Here is a 24123-nt window from a genome sequence, read left to right on the forward strand (position 1 = left end):
CGCAGACGCCTGACCAGGCACAACACTCACGCCTAGTGACACGCCGCATCAGCGTGCCCGCAAGCGTTTCCGCAGCTCAGACCGCAGATCTGTGTGCCTTTCTCGCTACACATCTGCGGAACGCGGGTTCAACGAGCTGATGGCCCTGATCACCGGCCGGTTCGGCCGCGTTGAGCCTCGTCGCGCGGCGACCGCGTACGTGCGCGGGTTGCTGGCCGACCTCGACCGCAAGAACTGCTGGAGCCTGGCCCGAACACGCCGGGCTGGCCGGTCCGCAGGCGCTGCAGCGGCTGTTGTGCACCGCCCGGTGGGACGCCGATGAGGTACGCGATGACGTCCGCGCTTTCGTCGTCGACCGGCTCGGCCCCGGCGGTGTGCTGATCGCCGATGAGACCGGCTTCGTCAAGAAGGGCACCAGCTCGGCCGGGATGCAACGGCAATACAGCGGCACCGCGGGCCGGATCGAGAACTGCCGGATCGGCGTGTTCCTCGCCTACGCCACGCCGCGCGGGCAGACGCTGCTGGACCGGCGGCTCTACCTGCCCGAGCACACCTGGCTGGCCGACCGCGGTCGCTGCCAGACCGCCGGCATCCCCGGACGGGGCCGGCTTCGCCACCAAGCCCGCCCTGGCCGCCGCCATGATGCCGACCGCGCTGGAGGCCGACGTGGCCGCCCGCTGGGTGACCGGCGATATGGTCTACGGCCGGCCGCTTCCGATCTTTCGGAAGCGGCCTTCTACCTGCGGCAACTCTGTCGGGGTGGCGGGATTTGAACCCACGACATCTTCCTCCCGAAGGAAAGCCGGGAAGTCAGAGAATGTCGATTTGAGTCGATCGGGGTGCCTCTCACCTTAGAGAACACTCCGGGGAGGACGCGGGAAGTCTGGGAGAGCCGTAAGGCGCTGGCTCCCAAAAGTGGCGCCCGTGGCTCCTCCCCTGAGTGGGAGAGGGACCCATGATCAACGAGTACCTTCCCGACGACAATGACGGGCGCTTCCCTGAGGACAGCCCCGTTCTCGTCAGGTATCCCCTACACGATGACCAGAACGACGATCGCGACTCGTGGCCGTGGCTACCTGGCACCGTCCTGGCCCAGTGCGGTCCAGACGAGTGGCGGATAGTCGTCGAGGTGTCCGCTCTGGCCATACCTGACCCCAGCGTGCCCAACGGCGACGCTCCGGAGAACCTGCTCTACCCCGCTTGCTTCCGCGACGCGACCGAGATCCGCGCCGTCTGCATGCATGTGTGGCAGCGTGTACGGAACGAGGCAGAGCACGGCTGACTCTTGGCAGACAGGCCACCGCCACCCGCTGGCGGTGGCCTCTGTGCTTGTTCACGTACGGAACTCCAAGGCAACCGATGTGGTCCCACCGTCTCGTGAAGGGCGCGAGTACGCTTTACGTGTGCTCCGGTTGCTGGTCGATACATCAGTCTGGCGACATGGCGAAGCATCGCGATGGTCAAAAGCTGATTGTGCCCATCCGCGTGCTCTTCCTTCAGAAGCGTCTCCAATTGATCGTACCTTCGTTGATTGTTGACGAGTTTGAGCGGAATCGACCTAGGGTCGAGGCGTCTGTCTCAGCAAGTGTCGCAGAGCGTATCCGTCAGCTTAAGAACGACCTAAAGGAATACGGCGGGAATCAACGAGAGCAGTGGCTTGAGGAGATGAGCCACCGCTTGCCGCTACTCTCGGCCCTGTCGCTCAGAAACTTCAAAGAAATCAAGGATTTGTTGGACCATCCAACTGCGGTAGAGCCCACTGTCCGCCAACGGGCCTCGGTGGTCCAGAGGGCGTTGGATAAGAAGGCCCCGTTTCATCTGGCAAAGAACAGTGTCGCCGATGCTCTCCTAATTGAGGTCTTCCGGAGTATGCTTAAAAAGAGCCGGGCATCCAATATCTGCTTATTCGCCACTTCCAATCACCAAGACTTTTCTCATCCGAACGGCGATCGCAGAAAACCTCATCCTGACTTCGATGACATCTTCACCGACCGGCGCGCCCATTACCTGATGGGGCTGGAGGGCCTTGCTGCCGGGCTAAGAGAACACTTCGGCGAAGAGTTCGAAGAGCTTGTCGAGGAAGTGGAGCTAGTCCAGGAGGAGCCTCGCACTCTCGTTGAGATCCTCGAAGCGGAGCGTGAGTGCTTCGACAAGGTCTGGTACGTGCGCAGCTTAATCCGACAGGGCAAGGAAGAGCGCGGTGAAGTTGACCTGGTGCCGGAAGATCTGGCTTCCCGGAGAGAAGCCGCTATGCGACGTATTGAGGATCGGTACGGTGCAGACAATGTAGGCCCCTGGGATGACTGGGGTTGGGGTTTTGTGCATGGCAAGCTCTCGGCCCTCCGATGGGTCCTAGGAAGCGAATGGGACTTTCTAGACACTAGCGAGCTGCTTCGCCACCCCGATCCCCACACGTGGAGGAGGTGGGGCTATGGGCTTAATGTGACACCTAAGTGATCAGTACCTTCGGCTCATGAGGGGGCTGCCCTGGCGCGAAGCATTACCTCGCAACGCCTGGCCGCTGGCGTACAGATCATCGGGCCGATCCGGTCCTTGTACTGGTGGTGGGGCTTTTTGCGTGACGAGCAGGAATGGCAGTTGGTCATCAAGACCACACATGCTCTATTCGCCGCACTTGAGAACCACATCAAAGCCAACCATAGCTACGTGACGCCGGAAATCATCGCAGTGAAAATTGCTGCCGGAAGCGACGACTACCTAGGCTGGATTCGTACGGAGACGGAGAGAACTGACGCTTCGTAACAGGCCAAACATTCCGGGAATCCGTGCACTGGTGGGGTTGAGTCTGGCTTGGCGTCTGCGTGGGACTCTGTGAGCGTCGATGAGGGCTGGGCGGGGACTCTCTAGAAAGCTTGCCGCGAAGTGTCAGCGGAGTGGCGTACGCTCTACAAGCGGGGGAATCCCGATGCGAAGTCCGACGCCGCGCACCCGGCTGCGAAGAGCTGCGAGATTGCGCTGGTGACGATGAGCGCTAGGAGACGGTTGTGACGGGCAAAGCCAAGAGCTCCCAAGTCGATGACTTACGAATACCATAAAGGTCTTCGTACTTTCTCCTATTGTTCTGCTCTTTGGATCGGCAATCCGGTTGCTAGTAATCTCCGATTACGATCCATCTGTGGCAGGGGCCATCGCATCTTTGGGCGGAGTTACAGGTACGTTGCTCGGAACGCTGGTCCCCCTCATTCCGCCCTTCTTTCCATTATTGCGGCGGCCGCGCAAGAGCTAGGGTGCTGGGTTCGGTCGTTCACACCGACCATATCTGGGACCACGATCGAGGCTGCAGGCGAGGACGACTGCCTGGAGACTAAGCCGCAACTGTACGCCAACGCACACCTCTCCCGGCATCGCTGGTGGGGCTGGGAACGGCTAGCAGAAGATCCAAGAACCACGTACTGGAGCGACGGCGTCACATCGGTCGCTGAATGGAATTGCACTGGTTCCGGCATATATTCATATAAGACCGACACCGATCACACGATCTGGTGGAGAGACGGAACAACCGGAAGCGATCATTCGGACGGGGAGTTCGTTCCTGAGTGGGCATGCTAATCACTTTCCGGAGGGCCGGGCCCAACACAAGGTCCGGCCCATCGTCACAGCACCACATACCTCCAGACGCGACGCCGCAGGACGTGCTTGGCCACGATTCTTTCTTTCGGTTGCTCACTCCTTTTAGCGGGATGCACACAGTCGGGTACAACAATACCCCCACGAGGGCAGCAGATGAAAAAGACAGTCAGCATTGAATTTGCCTTGACGGAATACAACACAATGGCAAGCGGCGACAGAGCTCCAGTGGATATGGGCGTGCAAATAGAGCTAGTCGCCAAAGGCGATAAGCTCGTCCAGTTCCTTTCCGTGCAAACTGATGAGCACGGCACAATGGTGAGCTGGACACGATGGGGTGCGGGTGACCAGCACATGCTCCGCTGGGACCGAGCTGCTAACTCTGTCCGCAAACTCCCTCCCCCTACCGAACCGAGCCTCAAAGCCGTCATGGCGGACTCGATTGGGCCGACCGGCGATCCGATGATTTACGGCTATACCAAAATTGGTCCAGACTCATACGAATCCCGGGAAGGCCTCGGAATATTCAGGATTCACTCCGCCAGTAAAATCGAGAGGCGCACCTTCGAAGCGATCAACCCCAAGACGATGCAGGTGCAGAGCCGAATCCACCAGATCAAGATCGGCAACGCCACGATTATTTCTGAAAAGCACCGCAAGGCAACACGGGTACGTGTAAACAAAGGCGGAACGCCGTCGAAGTTTCTTAGATCCGACGAACCGCCGTCGTCAAACTGACAGCGGGCCGCCTCTCGAAGTGAGGCGCAGGACGACAGCGAACGCGAGTGCGAGGCGGGGGCGGGCTGCAGGAAATTGACTGGCGAGCCCCCAGCGAGTCGGCGATCTGCCGCCAGTGCAGACCAAGCGTTTCAGGCGGTCGACCTCCGCCATGTACCGCCCTGGCCGGCTTCAGCCCGGCGCGTGGCCGCGCACGCCATGGCAACTTTCGATGTAGCCTTCCAACTCCTCAAGCGGGGGCAACGGAAGGCGGCGAGCACGTCGTCGATGATGACCGCGACCGGGCGGCTGCCGGTGCGGCCCTGTGCGAGCGCCCGATCCATTCCCGAGCGTCCAGGCCGAAACGAGGCACACGCCGGTCCTGGTCACCCCCGGGCATCCGGCGGTTACCGCCGCCTGATCAAACGCGGACACGGCCACCAGCGCCGCCGGAACGGGCGGCATCGGTGGACAGCGGCCTGTGGCCGTTCGAGATCGAGTGCTCGCTACGCGCCGCCGTGGGCGCCGAACGCGGCAAGCATGGCGGCCAAGTCCCCGGCAGCGTCCTTCATGGCGGTCAGGCGGGCCACGGCGGTGTTGAGGTGGTCGATGGTCTCGGTGATGTTCTCGTGCAGGGTGGCGAAGCGGGGGTCGGCGGGGTCGGTAACGGTGGTGGCCTCCAGCAGGATGACCAGAGCCCAGGCGATGTCCGCGGCCCGCCGACGTCTTCCTGGCCACCCCACGCACCGCCAACCCCAACACCCACCGCGCCTACGCCTCGGCCATCGACCGCATCATCGAGCGACTCGGCCGCGACCGGCCGCTGGCCGAGGTCACTGACGCGGAGGTCGGCCATGCGCTTGCCGAGCTGTGGGGGGCGAGCGCGCCGGCGACCTGGAACCGCAACCGTGCCGCCGTCACCTCCTGGCTGACCTGGTGTCAGACCAAGAAGCACTGGGCCGCCCCGTCGGTCCCGGCCGAGGCCGAACGCCGCAAGGAGAACGCCGACGAGACCCGCGCGGTGGCCAAGACGACGATCCATCGGCTGCTGTCACGCCGCGACATCCCCCTTCGCGAGCGGGCGCTCTGGAGAATGCTCTACGAAACGGCGGCCAGGGCCGCGGAAATCCTCGCGCTGAACGTCGAGGACCTCGACCTGGAGCACCGGCGCGCTCCCGTCCGCTCCAAGGGCGGCGCCACCGAGTGGGTGTACTGGGACAGCGGCACCGCCCACCTGCTGCCCCGCCTGCTCCGGCTCCCCGACGGCAGCGTGCGTACCCACGGGCCGCTGTTCCTGTCCGAACGCCGCCCCGTGCCGGCCCGCCGCTCCGCGGCCGTGAGAGCCGGTCAGGCGTTCGTGCGTGATAGGTGGTCGGGGAGGTCGGTGAGGCGTTCGATGCGGAGCACCATCTCGGCTGCCGTCGGCGATGGTCCACCGGTGACGAAGTCGATGCCGCGGTCCAGCCAGATGCCGGTGAGCCCGGCGAGGGCGGCTGCGTTCACGTCGCTTTCCAGCATGTCGCCCACGTTGACCGCCTGCGCGGGGTCCGTCCGCATCCACCGGCAGGCGGTGGCGTAGGCGACGGGCTTGGCCGCACCGAGCTCGGTCGGGGTCAGGACGGCTTCGAAGTATTCCAGGAGGCCGAAACGGGCGAGCTTGGCGCGCTGCTGCTCGGGGTCCCCGTTGGTGAGAACGGCCAGACGGGGCCCTCGGGGAAGCCGTCTCAGGGTCTCCAAGCATGGCTGGACATCGGGATAGCACCGCCAGGACTCCTCGAACACGGTGAGGTAGCGCTCGGCGAACCAGGCGTCCAGAAGGCCGGGACTTTCAGGAACCGGCTCGCCGAGCACCGGCAGGAAGGAACGGAGCCTGCGTCGGTGGTGCTCAGCGAAGGAGCACTGACCGGCCAGGTATTCCCGCATGTGCCGCCCCTCCAGCGTCCACCACAACGTCACCAGCTCCTCCGGTGGAGCCGTCGCGTTCGGCGCGGCCTGGACGATCTGGCCGATCGTTTCCAAGACCGCGCTTCGATGATCGACCAGGGTGCCGTCCAGATCGAAGAAAATCACATCCGCCATAGGGGGGATCATCTCGTGGTGCCCGTTCCTGACGCCAGAAGGCAGGTATCGCGATCTTCCGTTCGGGATGGTTGTCCAGGTAGCAGAATGCCCGGCCATACCCCACGTAGTGCCAGGTAGCGTGAGCCAATGGTGTCAACGATCGTGGCAATGAATCCGAGGCGCCCCGTCACAGGGACGCCCTGGTCGCAACTAACGCGACCCGGCTCAGTGAGAATGATCTTGCGCGGAGTGTGACATCCGGCTTCGGTGTGCGGTCGGTTCAGGTTTGAGATCCAGACATGGTCAAGGACGAGGACGCCGCTCGGCTCAGTCCGCTCGGCCATGCCCACCTCAACGTCCTGGGCCGCTACTCCATCTCCTCCTCTGCACCGGCCGAAGGCCTGCGGCACCTCGGCGAGATCCCCGCCATCCCCGCCCTTCTCGAGGGCGGCGGTGTGGAGGAGGAGGGGGTGTAGAACCTCCGATCCAGCGATTCGTCCGGCGCCGACTGCGAGCACGTCGAAGTCTCCATGCTCGCCCTCCACCTGCTCCAGTCCTCACTGGTCAACAGGTAACACCCAGCTCCTGCAAGCCGTCCTGCGCGATCCGGCGTGGGTGGCCAAGCTCACCGACGAAGATCGGCGCGCCTTGTCGCCGTTGTTCTGGGCCCACTCAACCTGTACGGCCGGCTCCGCCTGGATATGGAGTCGCGTCTCGATCTCGGGATCGCCGCGGTAGACGTGGAAAGCCGCCAGATGGCTCCCTCTGGGCTCAGCGGGGGTGTTCAGTTGCTGACTGGTGTGCATGTCTGTGGCCCCGGTTCAACGGTCGTGGTCAAGGTGGTCGAGGTGGTCGAGGATCCCAGTCAGGTGCGTGATAAGGGATGTGGCTCCGGTGAGCCTGCTCGCAGGGGTCAGGGCGGTGTAGCCGACGACGGGCATGCCAGCGGCTTTCGCGGCGCGCACGCCGTTGGGGCTGTCCTCGACGACCAGGCAGTCGCGCGGGTCGGTGCCGAACGCGGCGGCGGCATGGAGGAAAAGGTCGGGGGCGGGTTTGCCGACTCCGCCGACGTCCTGGGCGCTGAAGACCACGGCGGGCGGCAGCAGGGGGCGCAGGCCCGTCCGGTCAAGGGTGAGGTCGATCCAGGCGTGGTCGGAGGAGGATGCCAGGCAGTAGGGGATGCCACGGCGCCGCAGGTCGGTCAGGACGGTGGAAGCGCCCTGGACGGCGTCCAGTCCTTGCTTGAAGGCGGTGAAGACCCGCTCGTGGCAGCGTGCGGTGAAGTCGGCGGGGAGCGTGCCGCCGTATCGGTCGGCGACGACCGTGTGGGTGTTGCGGGCGGCATTGCCGAGGAAGTACCGGTAGGACTCTTCCAGGGTGAAGGGGAAGCCCAGTTCCGTCAGGTATTCGGACAGTACGCGGTGTGCGGTGGGTTCGCTGTCGACGAGGACGCCGTCATTGTCGAAGATGACCAGCTGGGCTTTCATGGGTTCTCCGTTCGGGTGAACGTCAGGACGAGGGCGATCGCGAGGAATGCGGCGCCGAGGAGGCAGGTCGCGCTCCAGCCGCCGACCGCGTGGACAGAGGGGCCGACGGCCGCGCCGACGACGCCGCCGAGGGTGTAGACGGTCATGTAGACCGAGGCGAGGCGGGCGCGGGCGTCGTCGATGCCGTAGACGACGCTCATGTTCAGCAGGTGGACGGCGTTGACGGCGGTGTCCATGGCCAGGAGCCCGATAAGGAGCCAGGCGACGTGGTGTCCGCCGGCCCACAGGGCGGCGAAGGACACGGCGCCGAGGGCCAGCGTCGCCCTGGTGAGCCGAACGCGGTCCGCTCGGTCGGCGGTGCGGCCGAGAGGGCGGGCTACGACTGCTCCGGCGGCGCCGGCCAGGGCCAGCAATCCGATCTGGGCAGGGCCGTACTCGTAGGGAGGTTCGGAGAGGCGGAAGGCGGCCGTCGACCAGAACACGCCGAAGGCGGCGAAGGAACAGGCCCCGATGAAGGAACGCCGTCGCAGCAGACGGTGGGTGGCCGCCAGCCGGACGGTGGCGCGTAGCTGGGCCCTGTAAGGGAGAGCCAGGTCGGGCGGGGCGAGCGGCATGACGCGGGTGAGGACGACGGCCAGGAGCAGGGTGACGACCGCCGCCCCCACGAACAGGGCCCTCCAGCCGGCGACCTGCGAGACCAGACCCGCGACCGTACGGGACAGCAGAACGCCGGTGAGGCCACCGGTGAGCATCGTCCCTATCGCGCGTCCGCGTTCGTCGAGTGCGACCAGGGCGGCGGCGTAGGGGATGAGGGTGTTGACGACGGCGGCAGCGGTGAGCCCGATGAGTGCCCCGGCTGCCAGGAGGAGGCCGGCGGTGGGGGCGGTGGCGGTCAGGGCCAGGGCCGCGGCGTCGCAGCAGAGCAGGACCGCCAAGAAGGGACGGCGGGGGACGATGTCACCGAGTGGGACGATGATGATCAGGGCGAGGGCGTAGCCGAGCTGACCGACGGCGACCAAGTGGTCCGCGGCGTGCGGGCCGAGGGATCGGGCTATCTCCGGCAGTAAGGGCTGGCAGTAGTAGAGGTTCGCGATCGTCAGCCCATAGGCCGTCGCGAGTAGCCGGACGGTCTTGCGGGAGACGGCCCGCGGAGGTCGAACCGTGGTCACCCGGACGACCCTAGGGACACGATTGGGCCGCTGGTAAGATCCAATTTCATGGCGGATGAGTGGCCCAATCCGGGGATGGATCTGCATCTGGAACTGGACGTCGCCGAGGGGCGGCGGACAGGGCTGGAGCGGGCGCTGCGGGAGGCGGTGCGGTCGGGGCGCCTGGCGACCGGAACACGGCTGCCGGCGACCCGCCGGCTCGCGGAGGATCTGGGGCTGGCGCGGGGCACGGTGCGGGCGGCCTACGACCAGCTGATCGCCGAAGGGTACCTGGCCGCGCGGCAGGGTTCGGGCACCGTGGTGGCGCTGCAACCGCAGGTCGCGCCGGTGCCCTCCGCCACGCCGGCGGCGGAGCAGCCGCGGCACGATCTGCGTCCAGGGAGCGCGGACGCATCGGCGTTCCCGGTGGCGACGTGGCTCGAGTCATCGCGGCGCGCCCTGGGATCGGCTCCGGCTGACGCCTTCGGCTACGGCGATCCGCGGGGCCGCCCGGAGCTGCGGGCCGCGCTTGCCGGATACCTGGGACGGGTCCGCGGCGTGTCGGCCCACCCAGACTCGATCTTGATCACCAACGGGTACCTGCAGGGACTGACGCTGCTCGCCGCGGTCATCGGCGGGACATTCGCGATGGAGGACCCAGGTGTCCCGATGCACCGCGAGGCGGTTCGCCGCACCGGCGCACGGGTGATCCCGCTACCGGTCGACGATCTCGGCGCCCGTACCGACCTCCTCGGCGGCCTCGGCGCGGACGCGGTGGAGGTCACCCCGGCCCACCAGTACCCGACCGGGCGGACCCTCCACCCCGACCGGCGGCGTGCCTTGCTGGACTGGGCGCGCTCGTCCGGTGGCCTGATCGTCGAGAACGACTACGACGCCGAATTCCGCTACGACCGCAAGCCTGTCGGCGCGCTGCAGGGCGCCGCCCCCAACCAAGTGGCCTATCTGGGCACAACGTCCAAGACACTCGGCCCGGCGCTGCGGATCGGCTGGATGGTCCTGCCGCCCCGCCTGATCGACCCGGTCGCCGACGCCAGACTGCACACCGACCACCACACCGAGCACCTCGGCCAACTGACCCTGACCGACCTGATCACCCGCCACGGCTACGACCGCCACATCCGCACGTCCCGCCAGCGGTACGTCCGCCGCCGGGACCAACTCCGCCATCACCTCGCGGGCCTTCCGATTGCGCTGACCGGCATCGCCGCCGGCCTGCACGCCCTGGCCCTCCTCCCGCCGGACGGCGCCACCGAGACCGACATCCGAACCGCCGCGCAGGCCCACGGACTCGCCCTCGGATACCTGTCGGAGCGCAGCGAACTGCCCTCCACCCGCCAGGGCGTCATCATCGGCTACGGCCGTCCCCCCGACCACGCCTACACCTCGGCTTTGGATGCTCTGACCGCGACCTTCGCCGCCTGCTTCGCTCAGCCAGGGCCGAACTCCCAACTACAGGGGGACTCGCCGGCATTCCTTCGATCGGCGGTCAGGCGCGCGGAGGTCTCCTGGCCAAGGCGGACGTAGCGTCCGAGGCCGGCCAGATGCAGGTGGCGGGACTTGGCCCGCAGTGCCGGGGTGCTGGGACTATTTCCTCAGAGAACAACGCTAAGGACTTTCCCCAGGTCAGCACAGGTGCGCTGAGAGCGTCGCTGTCGCTCGGGTCTTGGCTTAGGTGATAGGTCTATTTTTGCTGCGTGCGTGGAAAAGCTTCCTCGTTGGATTGCTGGCGATGGCGGTCGCCGTGCCTGCATATGCAGGCATTCTGGAATCGCTCAGAGTGGGTTGGGAGTCCGCCGCTAACCTTTGGCATGTATTGTTCACACCAAGCAAAAGGGCGTTAGTCTGGCTATCCGTATGGCCAACGCTTATCTTTGCCGGCCTCGTCGTCACGTTCTTAGTGTTTGACCGCTTCTCGGGCTGGCGTGAGCGTGTACGAGCGAACTTCTGTGGGTGGATCAAATCAGAGAGGAGCGCCAAGTCGAAGGGAACGATACGGAAAACGAACAAGGAAGCGCCTCTGAAGGGGAGGTAGACCAACCCCTACCCACAAAAGTCGGGGCGTTTGTTGGCCACGGCTTCGAAGCACTCATCAAAGGCCTGTTCGCCGCAGTTCTATCGGTATTTATTTTCGCCTCGATTACTCACATATATCATGTGCCCTATGACTATTCAACTATCAAAGAGACTGTACGCAAATCGTAGCTCCCATTGGAAGTTATAGAAACATGATCGCCGCAACGCAACGCCCGTCCAAGGACGCGATGGGCAAGAGCGCGGTCCGCTCCCAGATGGACGTCCGGCTGTGCTTCCGCGTCCGGGAATCACGCGACGGAGACCTCATCCTGGGGCAGGGCATGGTCAAGGCCGGATGGCACCCGCACAAGTTCGACGCCCCCGGCAAGTTCCTGATCAGTTCCCCGGAACATGACATCCCCCGCCGCGCCCGGACGTACCTGCTCGACGACGAGGGCGTACAGGCCACCTCCGAGCAGCACGCCGACCACCGCCCGCCCCTCGACGAGGTGTCCGCGCAAGCCCTGGAACGCGCGGCTGAGATGCCCACCCCACCGCCGCAGCCCACCATCCGGCCCTCACCCCGGCACGCGCGCGACAACCCCGTACGAGCCGCTGAAGACACCCTCGCAGCCACGCTGAGGCAGGCCCCGAGCGGCGGGGTGAGCATCGGCGACCTCATGCGCGCAACCGGCATGCGCCGCACGTGGGTCTACCAACGCCTCCAAGAGCTGAGCCGCACGCGCCAGGTCGAACAGGTCTCCCGGGGACGCTGGCGAGCCCTCCCGGAGGTGCACGATCCGTAATCGTCCGCGTCCGCCGTCCGCGTCCGTCCGCGCGTCTGCGCGTGTAGAGGCAGCGACAGGCGCGGACGGACGAACCGGCGGACGATCACCATCCGTAACCGGCGACCGTGCGCGGAACCCCGCGCCGGAAGGGAGCCGCACACCCCGACGACCGAGAGGGGGGATGCACATGCAGGCATACACCGTCGAACAAGTCGCGGAGATGCTGAGCGTCGGACGTGACAAGGTCTACTTCCTTCTCCGTACCGGACAGCTCAACAGCATCAAGATCGGCAAGCTTCGCCGGATCACCGACCGGCACCTTGCCGAGTTCGTTTCCTCGCTGGAATCGATGGACGAGGCGTAGAGCAGCGTGCTACAACGTTCTACAAGGCCGGTTGTCCGGAACCCTCGCACAACCGGCCGGCGCCTCTTGATAACTGCATGACACGAAAGGAAGCCGTCAATGGCGAGCGACCGAACGACCCTGCCTCCCGTCCGCGTGGACACAGACCTGAAAGACCGTCTCCGCCGGTACGCCGAGTCGCAGGAACGAGATGTGTCGTGGGTGATCAGGAAGGCGATCGAGGAGTACCTCAACCGTCACGAGAAGGGGTGATCCCTTGGCCAAGATCCTGATCGGCAAGTACGAAGCGACCATCTATCCCGAGGGGGACGGCTTCACCGGAGCCATCTCCCTCGGGTTCGGCCCCGACGGCAAACGCCAGCGCCTCAAGCGCAAGGCCAAGACCAAGACCGCCGTCAAGGACAAGCTGATCAAGGCCGTCAAAGCTCTTGAGTCCGGCGTCACCGCGTCGGCGACCTACACCGTGCGCGATGCCGTCAACGACTGGCTCAGCAAAGGTCTCAAGGGCCGATCCGAGAGCACCGTCACCAAGCAACGCATCCTCGCCGAGACGCACGTTATCCCCAGGCTGGGGAAGATGAAGCTCCAGCACCTACGCGCGGATCACGTGGATGAGTGGTTGGACGTACTCTCCAGCGACCTGGCCACCAGGACGCTACGAGATGTCCACAGCGTGCTGAAGCGAGCCATCCGGCAAGCTCAGGCGCGTGACCTGGTGCTGAGGAACGTCGCCGAGCTGGTCACCACGCCCACGGGCAAGGACGGCAGGCCCAGCAAGGCACTCACTCGCCACTAGGCGGACGCGATGCTCAAGGCCGCCGAGTCGTCCGAACTCCACGCCTACGTGGTGCTCAGCCTCACGACGGGCGTCCGTACCGAGGAAGCCCGCGCGCTGCGCTGGGATCACGTCGTCGCGTGGATCCCCAGCCTCAAGGCGTGGCAACCGGTGACCGAGGCGGGGTTCAAGCACAAGAGGTTCGCCATTTACGTGTGGCGGGCCGACCGAGTAGGAGGTGACACCAAGACCCGCAAGTCACGTCGCACGCTGGAACTGCCCAAGCTCTCAGCCGAGGCACTACGGCACCACCACGCTCGCCAAGCCGCGCAGAAGCTCAAGGTGGGCGAGCTGTGGCAAGAACACAACCTGGTGTTCTGTACGAGCGTCGGCACCCCGCTGGACGCGGCGAACGTACGGCGGGCGTTCCGGCAGATCACCAAGAACGCGGGGATCGGAACCGACTGGACACCCCGCGAACTACGTCACTCGTTCGTCTCCATCATGAGTGACCAGGGCGTACCCATCGAGACCATCGCCGATCTCGTCGGGCACGCAGGCACGAGCGTCACGGAAGCGGTCTACCGGCACCAGCTCAAGCCGGTGATCACCAAGGGCGCCCACACCATGAACACAATCTTCGGCGACAAGCCGACGGGTTGAGTCCGAGTGAGATGGCTCCCCGATTGGCTCCTTCGACGTCCAGACATGGAAAAGGGCCTGACCCGTTCACCGGATCAAGCCCTCTACCTGGTCAAACTCTGTCGGGGTGGCGGGATTTGAACCCACGACCTCTTCGTCCCGAACGAAGCGCGCTGCCAAGCTGCGCTACACCCCGATCGCACGCCGTCGTGCACGTGCTTGGAAAAGTCTAGCGGACTCCCAAGGTGGTTGTGACCGCCTTTATCGTCGGGGGACCAGTGTCAGGAGCGTCGCTTCCGGGAAGCAGGCGAACCGGGCCGGTGCGTACGGCGAGGTGCCGAGGCCGGCGGACACGTGCAGCCAGGCCGAATCGTGGCGGCTCAGCCCCTTCACCCTGGCACGGTCGATGCCGCAGTTGGTGACCAGGGCGCCGTAGAACGGGATGCAGAGCTGGCCCCCGTGTGTGTGGCCGGCCAGCAGAAGTTGGTAGCCGTCGTCGGCGAAGCGGGTCATGTTGTGCGGCTCGGGGGAGTGCATGACGCCCAGCCGCAGGTCGGCGTCCGCGGGAGCGGGGCCGGCTACGAGGTCGTAGCGGTCGCGGGAGATGTGGGAGTCGTGGATGCCCGCCACGGCCACGTCGAGGTCGGCCACCTTGATGCGGGCCGTGGTGTTGTTCATGTCGAGCCAGCCCTCGGACGCCATGCCCGCGCCCAGCTCTTCCCACGGCAGGTTGGGGATGTGCTGGCGGCGTTCGTTCCTGGACGTGCGCCACAGGTAGCGGGCCGGGTTTTTCGGCCGGGGGGCGTAGAGGTCGTTGGAGCCGTAGACGAACAGGCCCGGGCGGGACAGCAGGGGCTCAAGGGCATGCAGGAGGGCCGGGACGGCCTCCGGGTGCGCGATCGAGTCGCCGGTGTTGACGACCAGGTCGGGCTCCAGGGCGCCCAAGGAGCGCACCCATTTGATGAGCATCGAACGCCCAGGTGTCAGGTGCAGGTCGGACAGGTGGAGGATGCGCACGGGACGGTGGCCGCGCTCCAGCACGGGTACGTCGAAACGGCGCAGGCGGAACCAGTTGCGCTCCACCACGGAGGCGTAACCCAGTCCGGCCAGGCCGAGACCGAGCATGGACAGTGGCACTGCGACGGCTTTCCTCACCCATTCATGATGCCCGACATCCGGCGCGGGGCGTTCGCGCAGGCGGCAAGATGGTGCGCATGAGCGCATTGAAAGACAAGCTGAAAGCCGATCTGACGGCTTCGCTGAAGAGCCGGGACGAGGTACGTCTCCGGACGATTCGCATGGCCCTGGCGGCGGTGAACGTCGAGGAGGTCTCCGGTAAGGAGGCCAGGGAGCTGACCGATGACGAGATCATCAAGGTGCTGACCAAGGAGGCCAAGAAGCGGCGCGAGGCGGCGGAGGCGTTCGGCAACGCGGGGCGGGCCGAGCAGGCGCAGGCGGAGCTCGACGAGCAGGCGGTGCTGGAGGAATACCTGCCCGCTCAGTTGTCGGACGACGAGCTGGCGGCGCTGGTCGATGCCGCCATCGCCGAGACGGGCGCGTCGGGGCCGCAGGCGATGGGGCAGGTCATGAAGGCCGTCAATCCGAAGGTCGCCGGGCGGGCCGAGGGTGGCCGGGTCGCGGCCACGGTGCGCGCGAAGCTGGCGGGCAAGTAGTCCCGGGGCAGATCGGGGCGTAACCGCCGTACAGCGTCTTCAGCCGCCCTCTGCGGCCGCCTGGCACGGCGGTCATGGCCGGGGCCTCCTCTCGGATGGGCGGAGGCCTCAGCCCGGCGCTCTGACGGCCTGAGAGCCGCGCACGCGGAACCAGGGCCCGCCCAAACCAGCGCCCGCCCAAGCCGCGCCTGGGCAGGCAGCCCGCGCGGGAAGGACCGCACCCGCGTGACTACCTGTTCTCGATCCCGAGTGGGTATGCCCGGTCGCCTGACTAGGCCGAAGGTCCGCGGTCAAGTGGCGATGCCCTGGGGACACGCAGGCTGGCTCGGGCCGGAGGGCTGTCAAAACTCAGTGGTGAAGCGGATCCTGGGGTATGCATAATCACCGGCTATGTCGATGACGCCCCCGACCGGCCCGATGTGTACGCGCGAATCACTCGCCGCCGAGTTGCGTGAGATTGGCGTTCTCCCCGGTGAGACCCTTCTCGTGCACTCCTCCCTCAGCTCGCTCGGCTGGGTATGCGGCGGTCCTGAGGCCGTCGTTCAGGCGCTGTTCGATGCCCTTGGTGACGACGGGACTTTGGTGGTGCCGACGCACTCGGGGGACAACTCGGATCCGGCGAAATGGGGCAATCCGCCGGTGCCTGAGACATGGTGGGCGGATATCCGTGCATCGATGCCGCCCTATGACCCGCGCACGACACCCACCCGCGGTGTCGGTGTCATCCCGGAGACAGTCCGCAATTGGCCGGGCGCCGTCCGCAGCGCCCATCCGCAGACTTCCTTCGCGGCCCTGGGTCCGCGTGCCACTGCGATCGTGGACGGCCACACGCTGAACTGCCAGCTCGGCGAGCGAAGCCCGCTCGCCCGCCTGGAGGAAGCAGAGGCGCGGATCCTGCTCCTGGGCGTGGGCTTCGCGACGTGCACGGCGTTCCATCTGGCCGAGTACCGGATTCCCGCGCCACAGGTCGACAACTCCTTCGCGGTCATGACCCCGCAGGGACGCCGATGGAGTACCGTGCGTGACATTTCGATCAGCGACGAGCGCTTCGGTGATCTGGGGGCGGCCTTCGAGAAGGAGCGGCCGGTGTTCCAGGGCAAGGTGGGTGCGGCCGAGACTCGGCTGTTCTCCCTGGCTGACGCCGTCGCATTCGCCGAGGTCTGGCTGGCCGAGCACCGGCCGCGTACTGCCTCGACCTGAGGTCCCGCTCTGTCGCCGATCAGGCGGCTCGGGCGAGCTGGAGGGGCGGGGGGAGTACGCGGCCGCCCTGGCCGCCGGCGGGGGTCAGATGAGGTCCTCAAAGGCCCTGCTCTCGATTCCCCTCCCGAAGAACCTGACCTCTGATCCAGTGAAGATCAGCACAGGTCCGTCCGGACCTTCACTATCCCGCGAGGCCACGTCCATGCTCGGGCGGCAATGACACCGGCGTCATATCGACGCAACCGCCTCCACCGTCCGTGTAACGACGCCACTCAAGGGCTGCGTTCGTTCAGCCGCGGCCGCGCCAGCCTCCGGGCCGCCCGTTGTCGCCGCGCCCCTCCCAGGCGGGCCTGTCGCCGTCACCGGGCCAGTCGCGGTTGCCCGGGTCGAAGATGTCGAACGGGCCCCGGTCGCCGCGCCGGTCGTCGCGCTTCTTCTTGGGCTTGGGGGCGCAGTTGTCGGTGCACCCGCCGAACCGTGACTTGTCGACCGCCGTGAAGTGCCGCGGCTCGACCCCCTTCAGGGCGGAGATCATCGAGTCTTTCCAGATCCGCCCGGAGATAGAGGCCCCGTACACGTACGGGTAATAAGTGCCGCCGATCGTGATGCCGATCAGCTTGTGCGCCGAGGTGCCGCGCGGGTCGCCGAGGCTGACCGCGGAGGCCAGGTTGGGCGTGTAACCGGCGAACCACGCCGACATGTAGTTGTCGGTCGTGCCGGTCTTGCCGGCCGCGTCCCTGCCGATGCCGCCCACGCCGGTCATCGTGCCCTTGGTGAAGACGCCCTCCAGGATGCCGTTGACCGCGTCGGCGACGTCTTCGTCCAGCACCTGGGAGCACTTCGGTTCGTACTGCTTGGTCGCGCCGTTGCGGTCGGTGATCTCGGTGATGGCCAGCGGCTTGCAGTATTTCCCGCGCGCCGCGAACACCGCGTACGAGTTGGCGATCGTGACGGGGTCGACCTCGTTGACCCCCAGCGTGAACGTCTCCACCTCGGACAGTTTCTGCCCGTCGGCCCGCTTGACCCCGAGGCGCTTGGCCATCTTGACGACCTTGCAGAGGCCGACCTCCTGCGAGAGCTTGACAAAGAAGGTGTTGACCGACCCCCACGTGCCGGTCTGCAGGGTCTTGAAGCCGCCGCCGCCCTCGCTGGAGTTGCGCACGGTGTGGCTCGGGTCGCCGACGTTCTCGCCCTCGCAGTTCTTGAACGAGCTGTAGCTGCCGGCCTTGTAGCCGGAGGGGGCGGGGAAGCCGTCGCTGTACTTCATGCCCTCTTCCAGGGCGGCGGCCAGCGTGTAGACCTTGGCCGTCGAGCCCTGTTGGAAGCCGCGCCCGCCACCGTGCGCCGCGTCGGCCACGATGTTGTAGCTCATCTCGTTGTTCTTCTTGCTGCCGCCGAACTTGCGGGAGGCGGCCATGGCCTTGATCTCGCCGGTGCCGGGCACGATCATGGCCTGCGAGGCCACCGGCTTGTCCTTGGAGCCGACGTATTTCTTGATGGCCTTCTCGGCGGCGGCCTGCATCTTGGGGTCGATCGTGGTCTTGATCTGCATGCCGCCGCGCTGGAGCAGCTTCCGGCGTTCGTCCTGGTTCTTGCCGAAGTCTTCGTTGTTGAGGATCTCGTACTGGACGTAGAGGCAGAAGTACGGAAATTTGCTGGACTCACAGCCGCCGGACATCTTGATGTCCTTGTAGCCCAGCTTCTCCTTCTTGGCCTCGGCGGCCTCCTTCGGCGTGATCTTGCCGATCTGGGCCATCCGGTCGAGCACGACGTTGCGCCGCTCCAGCAGCCGCTTGCGGGACTCGGAGTCGACGTTGGGGTCGGTGCGCGCGGGGTTCTGCACGGCGCCGGCCAGCGTGGCGGCCTCGGCGAGGTCGAGCTCGGAGGCCGGCTTGTCGAAGAAACGTTTGGCCGCGGCCTGGATGCCGTGTGCGCCGGCGCCGAAGTAGGCGATGTTCAGATATTTCTCGAGAATCTGGTCCTTGGTGTACTTCTTCTCGATCGCCATCGCGTAGCGCAGCTCGGTCAGCTTGCGGGAGATGGTGGGCGCGATGGCCGCCTGGTATTCCTCCGGCGTCTCCGCTTTGTTGACCAGCACCTGCTTGACGTACTGCTGGGTGATGGACGAGCCGCCCTGTGTCACACCGCCGCTGGTGAAATTCTTCATCAGCGCTCTGGCCGTTCCCTCCACATCGATCGGTCCGTGCTGGTAGAAACGGAAGTCCTCGATCGAGATGAGCGCCGTCCGCATGATCGGCGCGACCTTGCCGAGGGGCACGGACTGGCGGTTTTCGAAGTAGAACCAGGCGATCTTCTTGCCGTTGGCATCGAGTAGCTCGGTCCGCTCGGGCAGAGGAGGCTCATCGAGGTTTTCCGGCTTGAGGTTGAGCCCTTCGACGGCGCTCTTCGTGGACATCCCGGCTCCGCCGACCGCCGGCAGGGCCACAGCGGCCGCGAGCACCCCGGCCGCCGATCCGGCGATGATCAGTCGCAGGATGTTGAGAACGGGGTTGGAGCGATCTTTGCCGCGAGCTTGCACGCTACCTAGCGTACGTCGAAACAGTGACCGAACCGGTAGCGCGACACCATTTCGCCTTGACTGACGGGGGTGACTAGTCATTCCCGGTCAAGACTGCGCCGAGAAATTGGTCCTCTGGGGTCTGTCGGCCCGAACGGGTCGTTGCGTACGTTCTCCCTGCGGCAACTGAATACGGAGGCTCGGCGCCCGCGCCCGTCGGCCCCAAATGACGACTGACCACCTAAGGGGAGTGGGGTCGAAAAATGTGGATCACGGATTGGACCTCCCGTGCCGCCTGTAAGGGTGCGGATCCGGATGCCCTGTTCGTGCAGGGCGCCGCGCAGAACAGGGCGAAGCTCATCTGCCGGGGTTGCCCGGTCCGCACGGAGTGCCTCGCCGATGCGCTGGACAACCGCATCGAGTTCGGGGTGTGGGGCGGCATGACAGAACGGGAACGGCGTGCACTGCTTCGACGGCGTCCTGACGTCGACTCGTGGCGAGACTTGCTCGAGTCGGCCAAGGAAGAGTACGAACGAACCAACGAGCTGATCGCGGGCTGATCAGGCCCACGAGCGAGTACGGCCGGCGCCGTCCGCCGGCCGTACTTTCTCTTTGTCAGGCGGTCGCCAGCAGGTCACCGATCTGTCGCAGACCTGTGAGATCGTGAACGTCCTCGGACATGGCGCGGACCTGCACCACGGGCACCGTGGGGTGGGCCGAGGCGAAGTGTTCCTGCTCGCGGCTCTCGCGGGCGGTGAGCTGCATCCGCCCGGCGTGCAGCCGCAGCACGGCGGCGGTCAGCTCGTGCTCGCCCCTCGACTCCAGGTCTTCCGCGGCCGCGGCGCTGCGGGCGGCTGAGAGCGCTGGGGCGGGCGACACGTGCACGCGGTTGACCACGAGGCCGGCCAGCGGCATCCGCTCCTCGGCCAGGCGCTCGACGAAATAGGACGCCTCGCGCATCGCGTCGCGCTCGGGCGCCGCCACCACGAGGAAGGCCGTGCCCGGGGCCTGCAGCAGCTGGTACGTCATCTCCGCCCGCTGCCTGAACCCGCCGAACACGGCGTCGAGCGCGGACACGAACGTCTGCAGATCCTTGATCACCTGAGCGCCGAGCAGCTTGGTCATCGCGCCCGCCATCAACCCGAACCCGGCGTTGAGCAGCCGGAACGCGCTGCGCCCTCCGGCCTTGGCCGGAGCCGTCAGCAGCCTGATGAACCTGCCGTCGAGGAACCGCCCGAGCCGCTCGGGAGCGTCGAGGAAGTCGAGCGCGTTCCGCGAGGGCGGGGTGTCCACGATGATCAGGTCCCACTCGTCGGAGCGGCGGAGCTGGCCCAGCTTCTCCATGGCCATGTATTCCTGTGTGCCGGAGAAGCTGGACGAAAGGGACTGGTAGAAGGGGTTCGACAGGATCTGCCGGGCCCGCTCGGGATCGGCGTGCGCCTCGATGATCTCGTCGAACGTGCGCTTCATGTCGAGCATCATGGCGAACAGCTGGCCGCCGCCCTCGGGGGAGCTGACCAGGCGCGGCGTGTTGTCCAGCTCGGTCAGCCCCATCGACTGGGCCAGGCGCCTGGCGGGGTCGACGGTCAGCACGACCACGCACCTGCCGCGCTCCGCGGCGCGCAGCCCGAGCGCCGCCGCGGTCGTGGTCTTGCCCACGCCGCCGGCGCCGCAGCAGACGATGATCCTGGTGCCCTGGTCGTCGAGGATCGCGTCGATATCGAGGGTGGCGGGCTTCTTCACGCTGCTCCCTGGGTGCGCATGCTCTCCGCGAGTTCGTACAGGCCCGCCAGGTCGACGCCGTCGGCCAGCAGCGGCAGCTCGTAGCTCTGCAGGCCCGCCTCGGCCAGCGACTCGCGCTCGGCCTTCTCCAGCTCGGTGCGGCGGGCGTGTTCGACGACCTCCTCCGCGAGCGCCTCGGCCATCGCCGTGGCCTCGGCGCCGTCGGCCACGCCCGCGGCCTTGAGCCCGAGCACGAGCTCACCGGCGTCGAAACGGTCCTTGACAGCCGTGTCAAGAGCGGCCTGGGGCAGCAGCGACTCGCGGACCATGTTGACGAGGATGCCGCCGGTGGGCAGCCCCGCGGCGCGCAGCTCGGCGATGCCGTCGAGCGTCTCCTGGACCGGCATCTCCTCCAGCAGCGTGACGAAGTGCACGGCGGTCTCGGGGGATTTCACCACGTTGTTGACCAGCTCGGAGTGGTTCTTGATGGGCCCGACCTTGGCCAGGCCCGCCACCTCCTGGGTGACGTTGAGGAACCGCGCGATGCGGCCGGTCGGCGGAGCGTCCAGGACGACGGCGTCGTAAATCCGGCGGCCGTTCCTGCCCCGCCGGCGTACGGCCTCGGTCGTCTTGCCGGTGACGAGGACGTCGCGGAAACCCGGCGCCACGGTGGTGGCGAAGTCGACGATGCCCATCTTGGTCAGCGCCCGGCCCGCGCTGCGCATCCCGTAGAACATCTCCATGTACTCGAGCATGGCCGCTTCGGGGTCGATGGACAGCGCGAAGACGTCGCCGCCCGAGGGCGCGACCGCGATCTTGCGCTCTTCGTACGGCAGCGGCGGCAGGTCGAAGATCTGCGCGATGCCCTGCCGGCCCTCCACCTCCACGAGCAGCACTTTTCGGCCGCCGGAGGCGAGAGCGAGAGCGAGAGCGGCGGCCACGGTCGTCTTGCCGGTGCCGCCCTTGCCGGTGACCACGTGCAGTCGCACGCCGGCCCAGTCCGTGTCCGGAGAGTCCACGATTCGAGGCTACCGAACGGTCACTTGTCGAAAGCCGACGACCACCCTTTGAGATTGCTCACACTGGCGCCGCGTCGGTCGAAGGTGGTGATGACGGTTCTTGTGAGACGCTGACAGCCATGAAGAAATGGGAATATCTCACAGCCCCGGTGTTGATCCACAACACCAAGATGATCCTCGACAACTTCGGCGCTGACGGCTGGGAGCTGGTCCAGATCCTGCAGGGTGCCACGCCCGAGCAGCTCGTCGCCTACTTCAAGCGGGAGAAGCAGTGACGCCTGAGCAGAAGATCGAAGAGCTCGGCCTGACGTTGCCGCCGCCCGTCGCGCCCGTGGGCTCCTACGTGGTCACCGTGCGCACCGGCGACCTGGTCTACACCTCGGGCCAGGTGCCGATGCTGGAGGGCAAGCTGCACCAGACCGGCAAGCTCGGCGTCGACCTGGGCGTCGACGAGGGCCGGGCGCAGGCCCGCATCTGCGCGCTCAACGCCGTCGCGGGGCTCAAGGCCGAGCTGGGCGAGCTGTCCAGGGTGCGGCGGATCGTCAAGGTCGTGGTGTTCGTGGCCAGCGCGCCCGGCTTCACCGAGCAGGCGCAGGTGGCCAACGGCGCCAGCGATCTGCTCGCCGAGGTCTTCGGGGAGCAGGGCAAGCACGCCCGCAGCGCGGTGGGCGTGATCGTGCTCCCGCTGGACGCGCCCGTGGAAGTGGAGCTGATCGCCGAAGTGGCCTGAATCGGGATATGTCACCATGACCGAGTGATGTTCTAAGGAGGTCAGGTGACCGGAATTCCGCTTCCAGCCGAGCTCGCCGCGCGGGCGCGGGACGTTCTCGCCGGACGGGTCGAGCCCGTGCCCGCGCGGGACGCCGCCACGGTCGTGATCCTGCGTGACGGAGCCGGAGGTCCCGAGGTCTACCTGCTCCGGCGCAAGTCCACGATGGCCTTCGCGGCGGGCGCGTATGTCTTCCCCGGCGGCTCCGTGGACGAGCGCGACGCCGACCAGGCGGTCGCCTGGGCCGGGCCGTCTCCCGCGGAGTGGGGCGCGGTGTTCAAGGCGAGCGAGCGGCTGGCGCGGGCGCTGGTGTGCGCGGCCGTACGGGAGACGTTCGAGGAGTCGGGCGTGTTGCTGGCAGGGCCGGGGCCCGGCTCCGTGGTCGCCGACACGACCGGCGACGACTGGGAGGCCGACCGGCTCGCCCTCATCGACAGGAGCCTGGCCTTCGCCGACTTCCTCGCCTGGCGCGGCCTGGTGCTCCGCTCCGACCTGCTCAAGCCGTGGGCGCACTGGATCACGCCGGAGATCGAGCGCAAACGCTTCGACACGCGCTTCTTCGCCGCCGTGCTGCCCGACGGGCAGCGCACCCGTGACGTGGGCGGGGAGGCCGACCAGGTCGTGTGGCAGCGCCCGGCCGAGGCGGTCGAGCTGGCGCGCCAAGGGGAGATCTTCCTCATGCCGCCCACGCACCGTACGCTCACCGAGCTGGCGGCCTGCGACAGCGTGGGCGACGTTCTGGCGGCGCCCAGGGAGATCGTGCGCATCATGCCCAGGGCGGTCGAGATCGGGGGCGAGATGCGGCTGGTGATGGCTCCGTGAGCGGTCTGCACATCCCGATCGGCACGCCCGACGGATCCCGTACGGAGCACGCCGAGAACCTGCTCGCCCCCAACCCCTCCGCCATGACGCTCGACGGCACCAACACGTGGGTGATCGGCGCGGGCGAGGAGGTGGTGGTCGTCGATCCGGGGCCTGAGGACGAGTCGCACCTTCAGCGCGTACGCGACCATCTCGGCGAGCGCCGCGTCACCGAGATCCTGCTCACCCACGGCCATTTCGACCACAGCGGCGGCGCCAGACGCTTCGCCCGGATGGTGAACGCGCCCGTGCGGGCCCTCGACCCGCGCCACCGGCTGGGCGACGAGGGCCTCGCCGACGGCGACGTGGTGACCGTGGCGGGGCTGGAGATCCACGTACATGGTACGCCTGGCCACTCGTTCGACTCGTTGTGCTTCTGGCTGCCCGCCGACAGGGCGATGCTGACCGGCGACACGGTGCTCGGCAGGGGCACCACGATCATCGCCCGCGACGGCGGCCTGGCCGACTATCTCCGCAGCCTCGACCGGCTGAGGGCGGCGGCGGAGAGCCTGGAGGCGCGGGCGCTGCTGCCGGGCCACGGGCCGGTGCTGCCCGACCCGATCGGCGCGCTCGACGGCTATATCGCGCACCGGCGCGAGCGGCTCGACCAGATCAGAGCGGCGCGCGAGCAGGGCGCGCGCACGGCACGCCAGATCGTCACGATCGTGTACGCCGACGTCGACCGGTCGCTCTGGCCCGCGGCGGAGATGTCGGTGCTGGCCCAGCTGGACTATCTCGACGCCTCCTGACCGGCGAG

At 66.8% G+C, this 24123-nt stretch carries 25 protein-coding genes, 2 tRNA genes and 3 pseudogenes; 20 read left to right on the plus strand and 10 right to left on the minus strand.

All coding sequences use genetic code 11. The features are described from left to right. Positions 1-139: 139 nt before the first annotated feature. Positions 140-708 (plus strand): annotated as a pseudogene (locus E1294_RS32045) (IS701 family transposase); the annotation flags it as partial. A gap of 46 nt (positions 709-754) precedes the next feature. Here the strand turns inward: E1294_RS32045 and E1294_RS53120 are convergent. Next, positions 755-866, minus strand: a tRNA-Pro gene (locus E1294_RS53120). An 89-nt stretch (positions 867-955) separates the two neighbouring features. Between E1294_RS53120 and E1294_RS32050 the strand changes: the two genes are divergently transcribed. From E1294_RS32050 to E1294_RS32065, 4 genes and pseudogenes are all read left to right on the plus strand, one after another. Next, positions 956-1282, plus strand: coding sequence for a hypothetical protein (locus E1294_RS32050; protein ID WP_132514683.1), 327 nt, complete (start codon positions 956-958; stop codon positions 1280-1282). 158 nt (positions 1283-1440) lie between these two features. Next, entirely contained in the window at positions 1441-2457 is a 1017-nt protein-coding gene (locus E1294_RS32055) for a PIN domain-containing protein (protein WP_132514685.1), read from the plus strand. A gap of 15 nt (positions 2458-2472) precedes the next feature. Then, positions 2473-2763 (plus strand): annotated as a pseudogene (gene cutA / locus E1294_RS32060) (divalent-cation tolerance protein CutA); the annotation flags it as partial. Positions 2764-3744: 981 nt separating this feature from the next. Next, on the plus strand, positions 3745-4326 hold the full coding sequence (locus E1294_RS32065; RefSeq protein WP_132514689.1) for a hypothetical protein: 582 nt from the start codon (positions 3745-3747) through the stop codon (positions 4324-4326). Positions 4327-4811: 485 nt separating this feature from the next. On the opposite strand, the gene E1294_RS32070 is transcribed toward E1294_RS32065, so the two are convergent. Continuing rightward, positions 4812-5048: a hypothetical protein gene (locus E1294_RS32070; RefSeq protein WP_132514691.1), complete on the minus strand. Its 237-nt coding sequence runs from the start codon at positions 5046-5048 to the stop codon at positions 4812-4814. Positions 5049-5326: 278 nt separating this feature from the next. Here E1294_RS32070 and E1294_RS57440 point away from each other — a divergent pair. Beyond that, a pseudogene (locus E1294_RS57440) lies at positions 5327-5596 on the plus strand (tyrosine-type recombinase/integrase); the annotation flags it as partial. A 56-nt stretch (positions 5597-5652) separates the two neighbouring features. Here E1294_RS57440 and E1294_RS32080 read toward each other — a convergent pair. Further along, positions 5653-6384 (minus strand): HAD family hydrolase, encoded by a 732-nt coding sequence (locus E1294_RS32080; RefSeq protein WP_165977582.1) that lies wholly within the window; start codon positions 6382-6384, stop codon positions 5653-5655. 281 nt (positions 6385-6665) lie between these two features. Between E1294_RS32080 and E1294_RS53125 the strand changes: the two genes are divergently transcribed. Then, positions 6666-6842: a transposase gene (locus E1294_RS53125; RefSeq protein ID WP_165977583.1), complete on the plus strand. Its 177-nt coding sequence runs from the start codon at positions 6666-6668 to the stop codon at positions 6840-6842. Between the two features lie 345 nt (positions 6843-7187). Here the strand turns inward: E1294_RS53125 and E1294_RS32085 are convergent, their stop codons facing one another. Both E1294_RS32085 and E1294_RS32090 read right to left on the minus strand, forming a co-directional pair. After that, positions 7188-7853, minus strand: coding sequence for an HAD family hydrolase (locus tag E1294_RS32085; protein WP_132514695.1), 666 nt, complete (start codon positions 7851-7853; stop codon positions 7188-7190). Beyond that, positions 7850-9022: an MFS transporter gene (locus E1294_RS32090; RefSeq protein WP_165977584.1), complete on the minus strand. Its 1173-nt coding sequence runs from the start codon at positions 9020-9022 to the stop codon at positions 7850-7852. Before E1294_RS32090 ends, E1294_RS32085 begins: the two co-directional genes overlap by 4 nt. Before the next feature lie 75 nt (positions 9023-9097). Here E1294_RS32090 and pdxR point away from each other — a divergent pair, with 75 nt between their 5' ends. The 6 genes from pdxR to E1294_RS54855 all read left to right on the plus strand — a co-directional run bounded on the left by pdxR (position 9098) and on the right by E1294_RS54855 (position 13625). Beyond that, on the plus strand, positions 9098-10546 hold the full coding sequence (gene pdxR, locus E1294_RS32095) for a MocR-like pyridoxine biosynthesis transcription factor PdxR (protein WP_132514699.1): 1449 nt from the start codon (positions 9098-9100) through the stop codon (positions 10544-10546). 701 nt (positions 10547-11247) lie between these two features. Beyond that, positions 11248-11841 (plus strand): hypothetical protein, encoded by a 594-nt coding sequence (locus tag E1294_RS32100; RefSeq protein ID WP_132514701.1) that lies wholly within the window; start codon positions 11248-11250, stop codon positions 11839-11841. 169 nt (positions 11842-12010) lie between these two features. After that, positions 12011-12187, plus strand: coding sequence for a helix-turn-helix domain-containing protein (locus E1294_RS32105; RefSeq protein WP_220448043.1), 177 nt, complete (start codon positions 12011-12013; stop codon positions 12185-12187). Between the two features lie 99 nt (positions 12188-12286). Beyond that, on the plus strand, positions 12287-12439 hold the full coding sequence (locus E1294_RS32110) for a CopG family ribbon-helix-helix protein (RefSeq protein WP_132514705.1): 153 nt from the start codon (positions 12287-12289) through the stop codon (positions 12437-12439). 4 nt (positions 12440-12443) lie between these two features. Beyond that, complete coding sequence (locus E1294_RS54850) at positions 12444-12983, plus strand: tyrosine-type recombinase/integrase (protein WP_220448044.1); 540 nt, start codon at positions 12444-12446, stop codon at positions 12981-12983. 9 nt (positions 12984-12992) lie between these two features. After that, positions 12993-13625: a site-specific integrase gene (locus E1294_RS54855; protein WP_220448045.1), complete on the plus strand. Its 633-nt coding sequence runs from the start codon at positions 12993-12995 to the stop codon at positions 13623-13625. Between the two features lie 101 nt (positions 13626-13726). Here the strand turns inward: E1294_RS54855 and E1294_RS32120 are convergent. Both E1294_RS32120 and E1294_RS32125 read right to left on the minus strand, forming a co-directional pair. Continuing rightward, positions 13727-13800 (minus strand) — tRNA-Pro (locus E1294_RS32120). 65 nt (positions 13801-13865) lie between these two features. Continuing rightward, positions 13866-14729: a metallophosphoesterase gene (locus tag E1294_RS32125; protein WP_132514740.1), complete on the minus strand. Its 864-nt coding sequence runs from the start codon at positions 14727-14729 to the stop codon at positions 13866-13868. 89 nt (positions 14730-14818) lie between these two features. Here E1294_RS32125 and E1294_RS32130 point away from each other — a divergent pair, with 89 nt between their 5' ends. After that, entirely contained in the window at positions 14819-15277 is a 459-nt protein-coding gene (locus E1294_RS32130; protein WP_132514707.1) for a GatB/YqeY domain-containing protein, read from the plus strand. 390 nt (positions 15278-15667) lie between these two features. After that, positions 15668-16477: an AAC(3) family N-acetyltransferase gene (locus E1294_RS32135; RefSeq protein WP_132514709.1), complete on the plus strand. Its 810-nt coding sequence runs from the start codon at positions 15668-15670 to the stop codon at positions 16475-16477. A gap of 289 nt (positions 16478-16766) precedes the next feature. Here the strand turns inward: E1294_RS32135 and E1294_RS32145 are convergent, their stop codons facing one another. Next, complete coding sequence (locus E1294_RS32145; protein ID WP_246083428.1) at positions 16767-19016, minus strand: transglycosylase domain-containing protein; 2250 nt, start codon at positions 19014-19016, stop codon at positions 16767-16769. Between the two features lie 242 nt (positions 19017-19258). Here E1294_RS32145 and E1294_RS32150 point away from each other — a divergent pair, with 242 nt between their 5' ends. Next, entirely contained in the window at positions 19259-19555 is a 297-nt protein-coding gene (locus E1294_RS32150; protein ID WP_090771382.1) for a WhiB family transcriptional regulator, read from the plus strand. A gap of 55 nt (positions 19556-19610) precedes the next feature. Here E1294_RS32150 and bagB read toward each other — a convergent pair whose 3' ends face one another. Next, positions 19611-20738 (minus strand): ATPase BagB, encoded by a 1128-nt coding sequence (gene bagB, locus E1294_RS32155; protein ID WP_132514715.1) that lies wholly within the window; start codon positions 20736-20738, stop codon positions 19611-19613. Next, positions 20735-21736 (minus strand): ATPase BagA, encoded by a 1002-nt coding sequence (bagA, locus tag E1294_RS32160; protein ID WP_246083429.1) that lies wholly within the window; start codon positions 21734-21736, stop codon positions 20735-20737. Before bagA ends, bagB begins: the two co-directional genes overlap by 4 nt. A 119-nt stretch (positions 21737-21855) precedes the next feature. On the opposite strand from bagA, the gene sp36 reads away from it, so the two are divergent. From sp36 to E1294_RS32175, 4 genes are read left to right on the plus strand one after another with little or no spacing between them, the layout of a single operon-like run. Beyond that, positions 21856-22011 (plus strand): Sp36 family protein, encoded by a 156-nt coding sequence (gene sp36 / locus E1294_RS53130; RefSeq protein ID WP_165959776.1) that lies wholly within the window; start codon positions 21856-21858, stop codon positions 22009-22011. Continuing rightward, a complete protein-coding gene (locus E1294_RS32165) occupies positions 22008-22466 on the plus strand; it encodes a RidA family protein (protein WP_132514717.1) in 459 nt (152 codons plus the stop codon). Before sp36 ends, E1294_RS32165 begins: the two co-directional genes overlap by 4 nt. Positions 22467-22520: 54 nt before the next feature. Next, positions 22521-23327: an NUDIX hydrolase gene (locus tag E1294_RS32170; RefSeq protein WP_132514742.1), complete on the plus strand. Its 807-nt coding sequence runs from the start codon at positions 22521-22523 to the stop codon at positions 23325-23327. Continuing rightward, positions 23324-24115, plus strand: coding sequence for an MBL fold metallo-hydrolase (locus tag E1294_RS32175; RefSeq protein ID WP_132514719.1), 792 nt, complete (start codon positions 23324-23326; stop codon positions 24113-24115). The genes E1294_RS32170 and E1294_RS32175 overlap by 4 nt, the downstream gene beginning before the upstream one ends. Positions 24116-24123 lie beyond the last annotated feature (8 nt).

Source organism: Nonomuraea diastatica, assembly GCF_004349015.1.
In the GTDB taxonomy this organism is placed as follows: domain Bacteria; phylum Actinomycetota; class Actinomycetes; order Streptosporangiales; family Streptosporangiaceae; genus Nonomuraea; species Nonomuraea diastatica.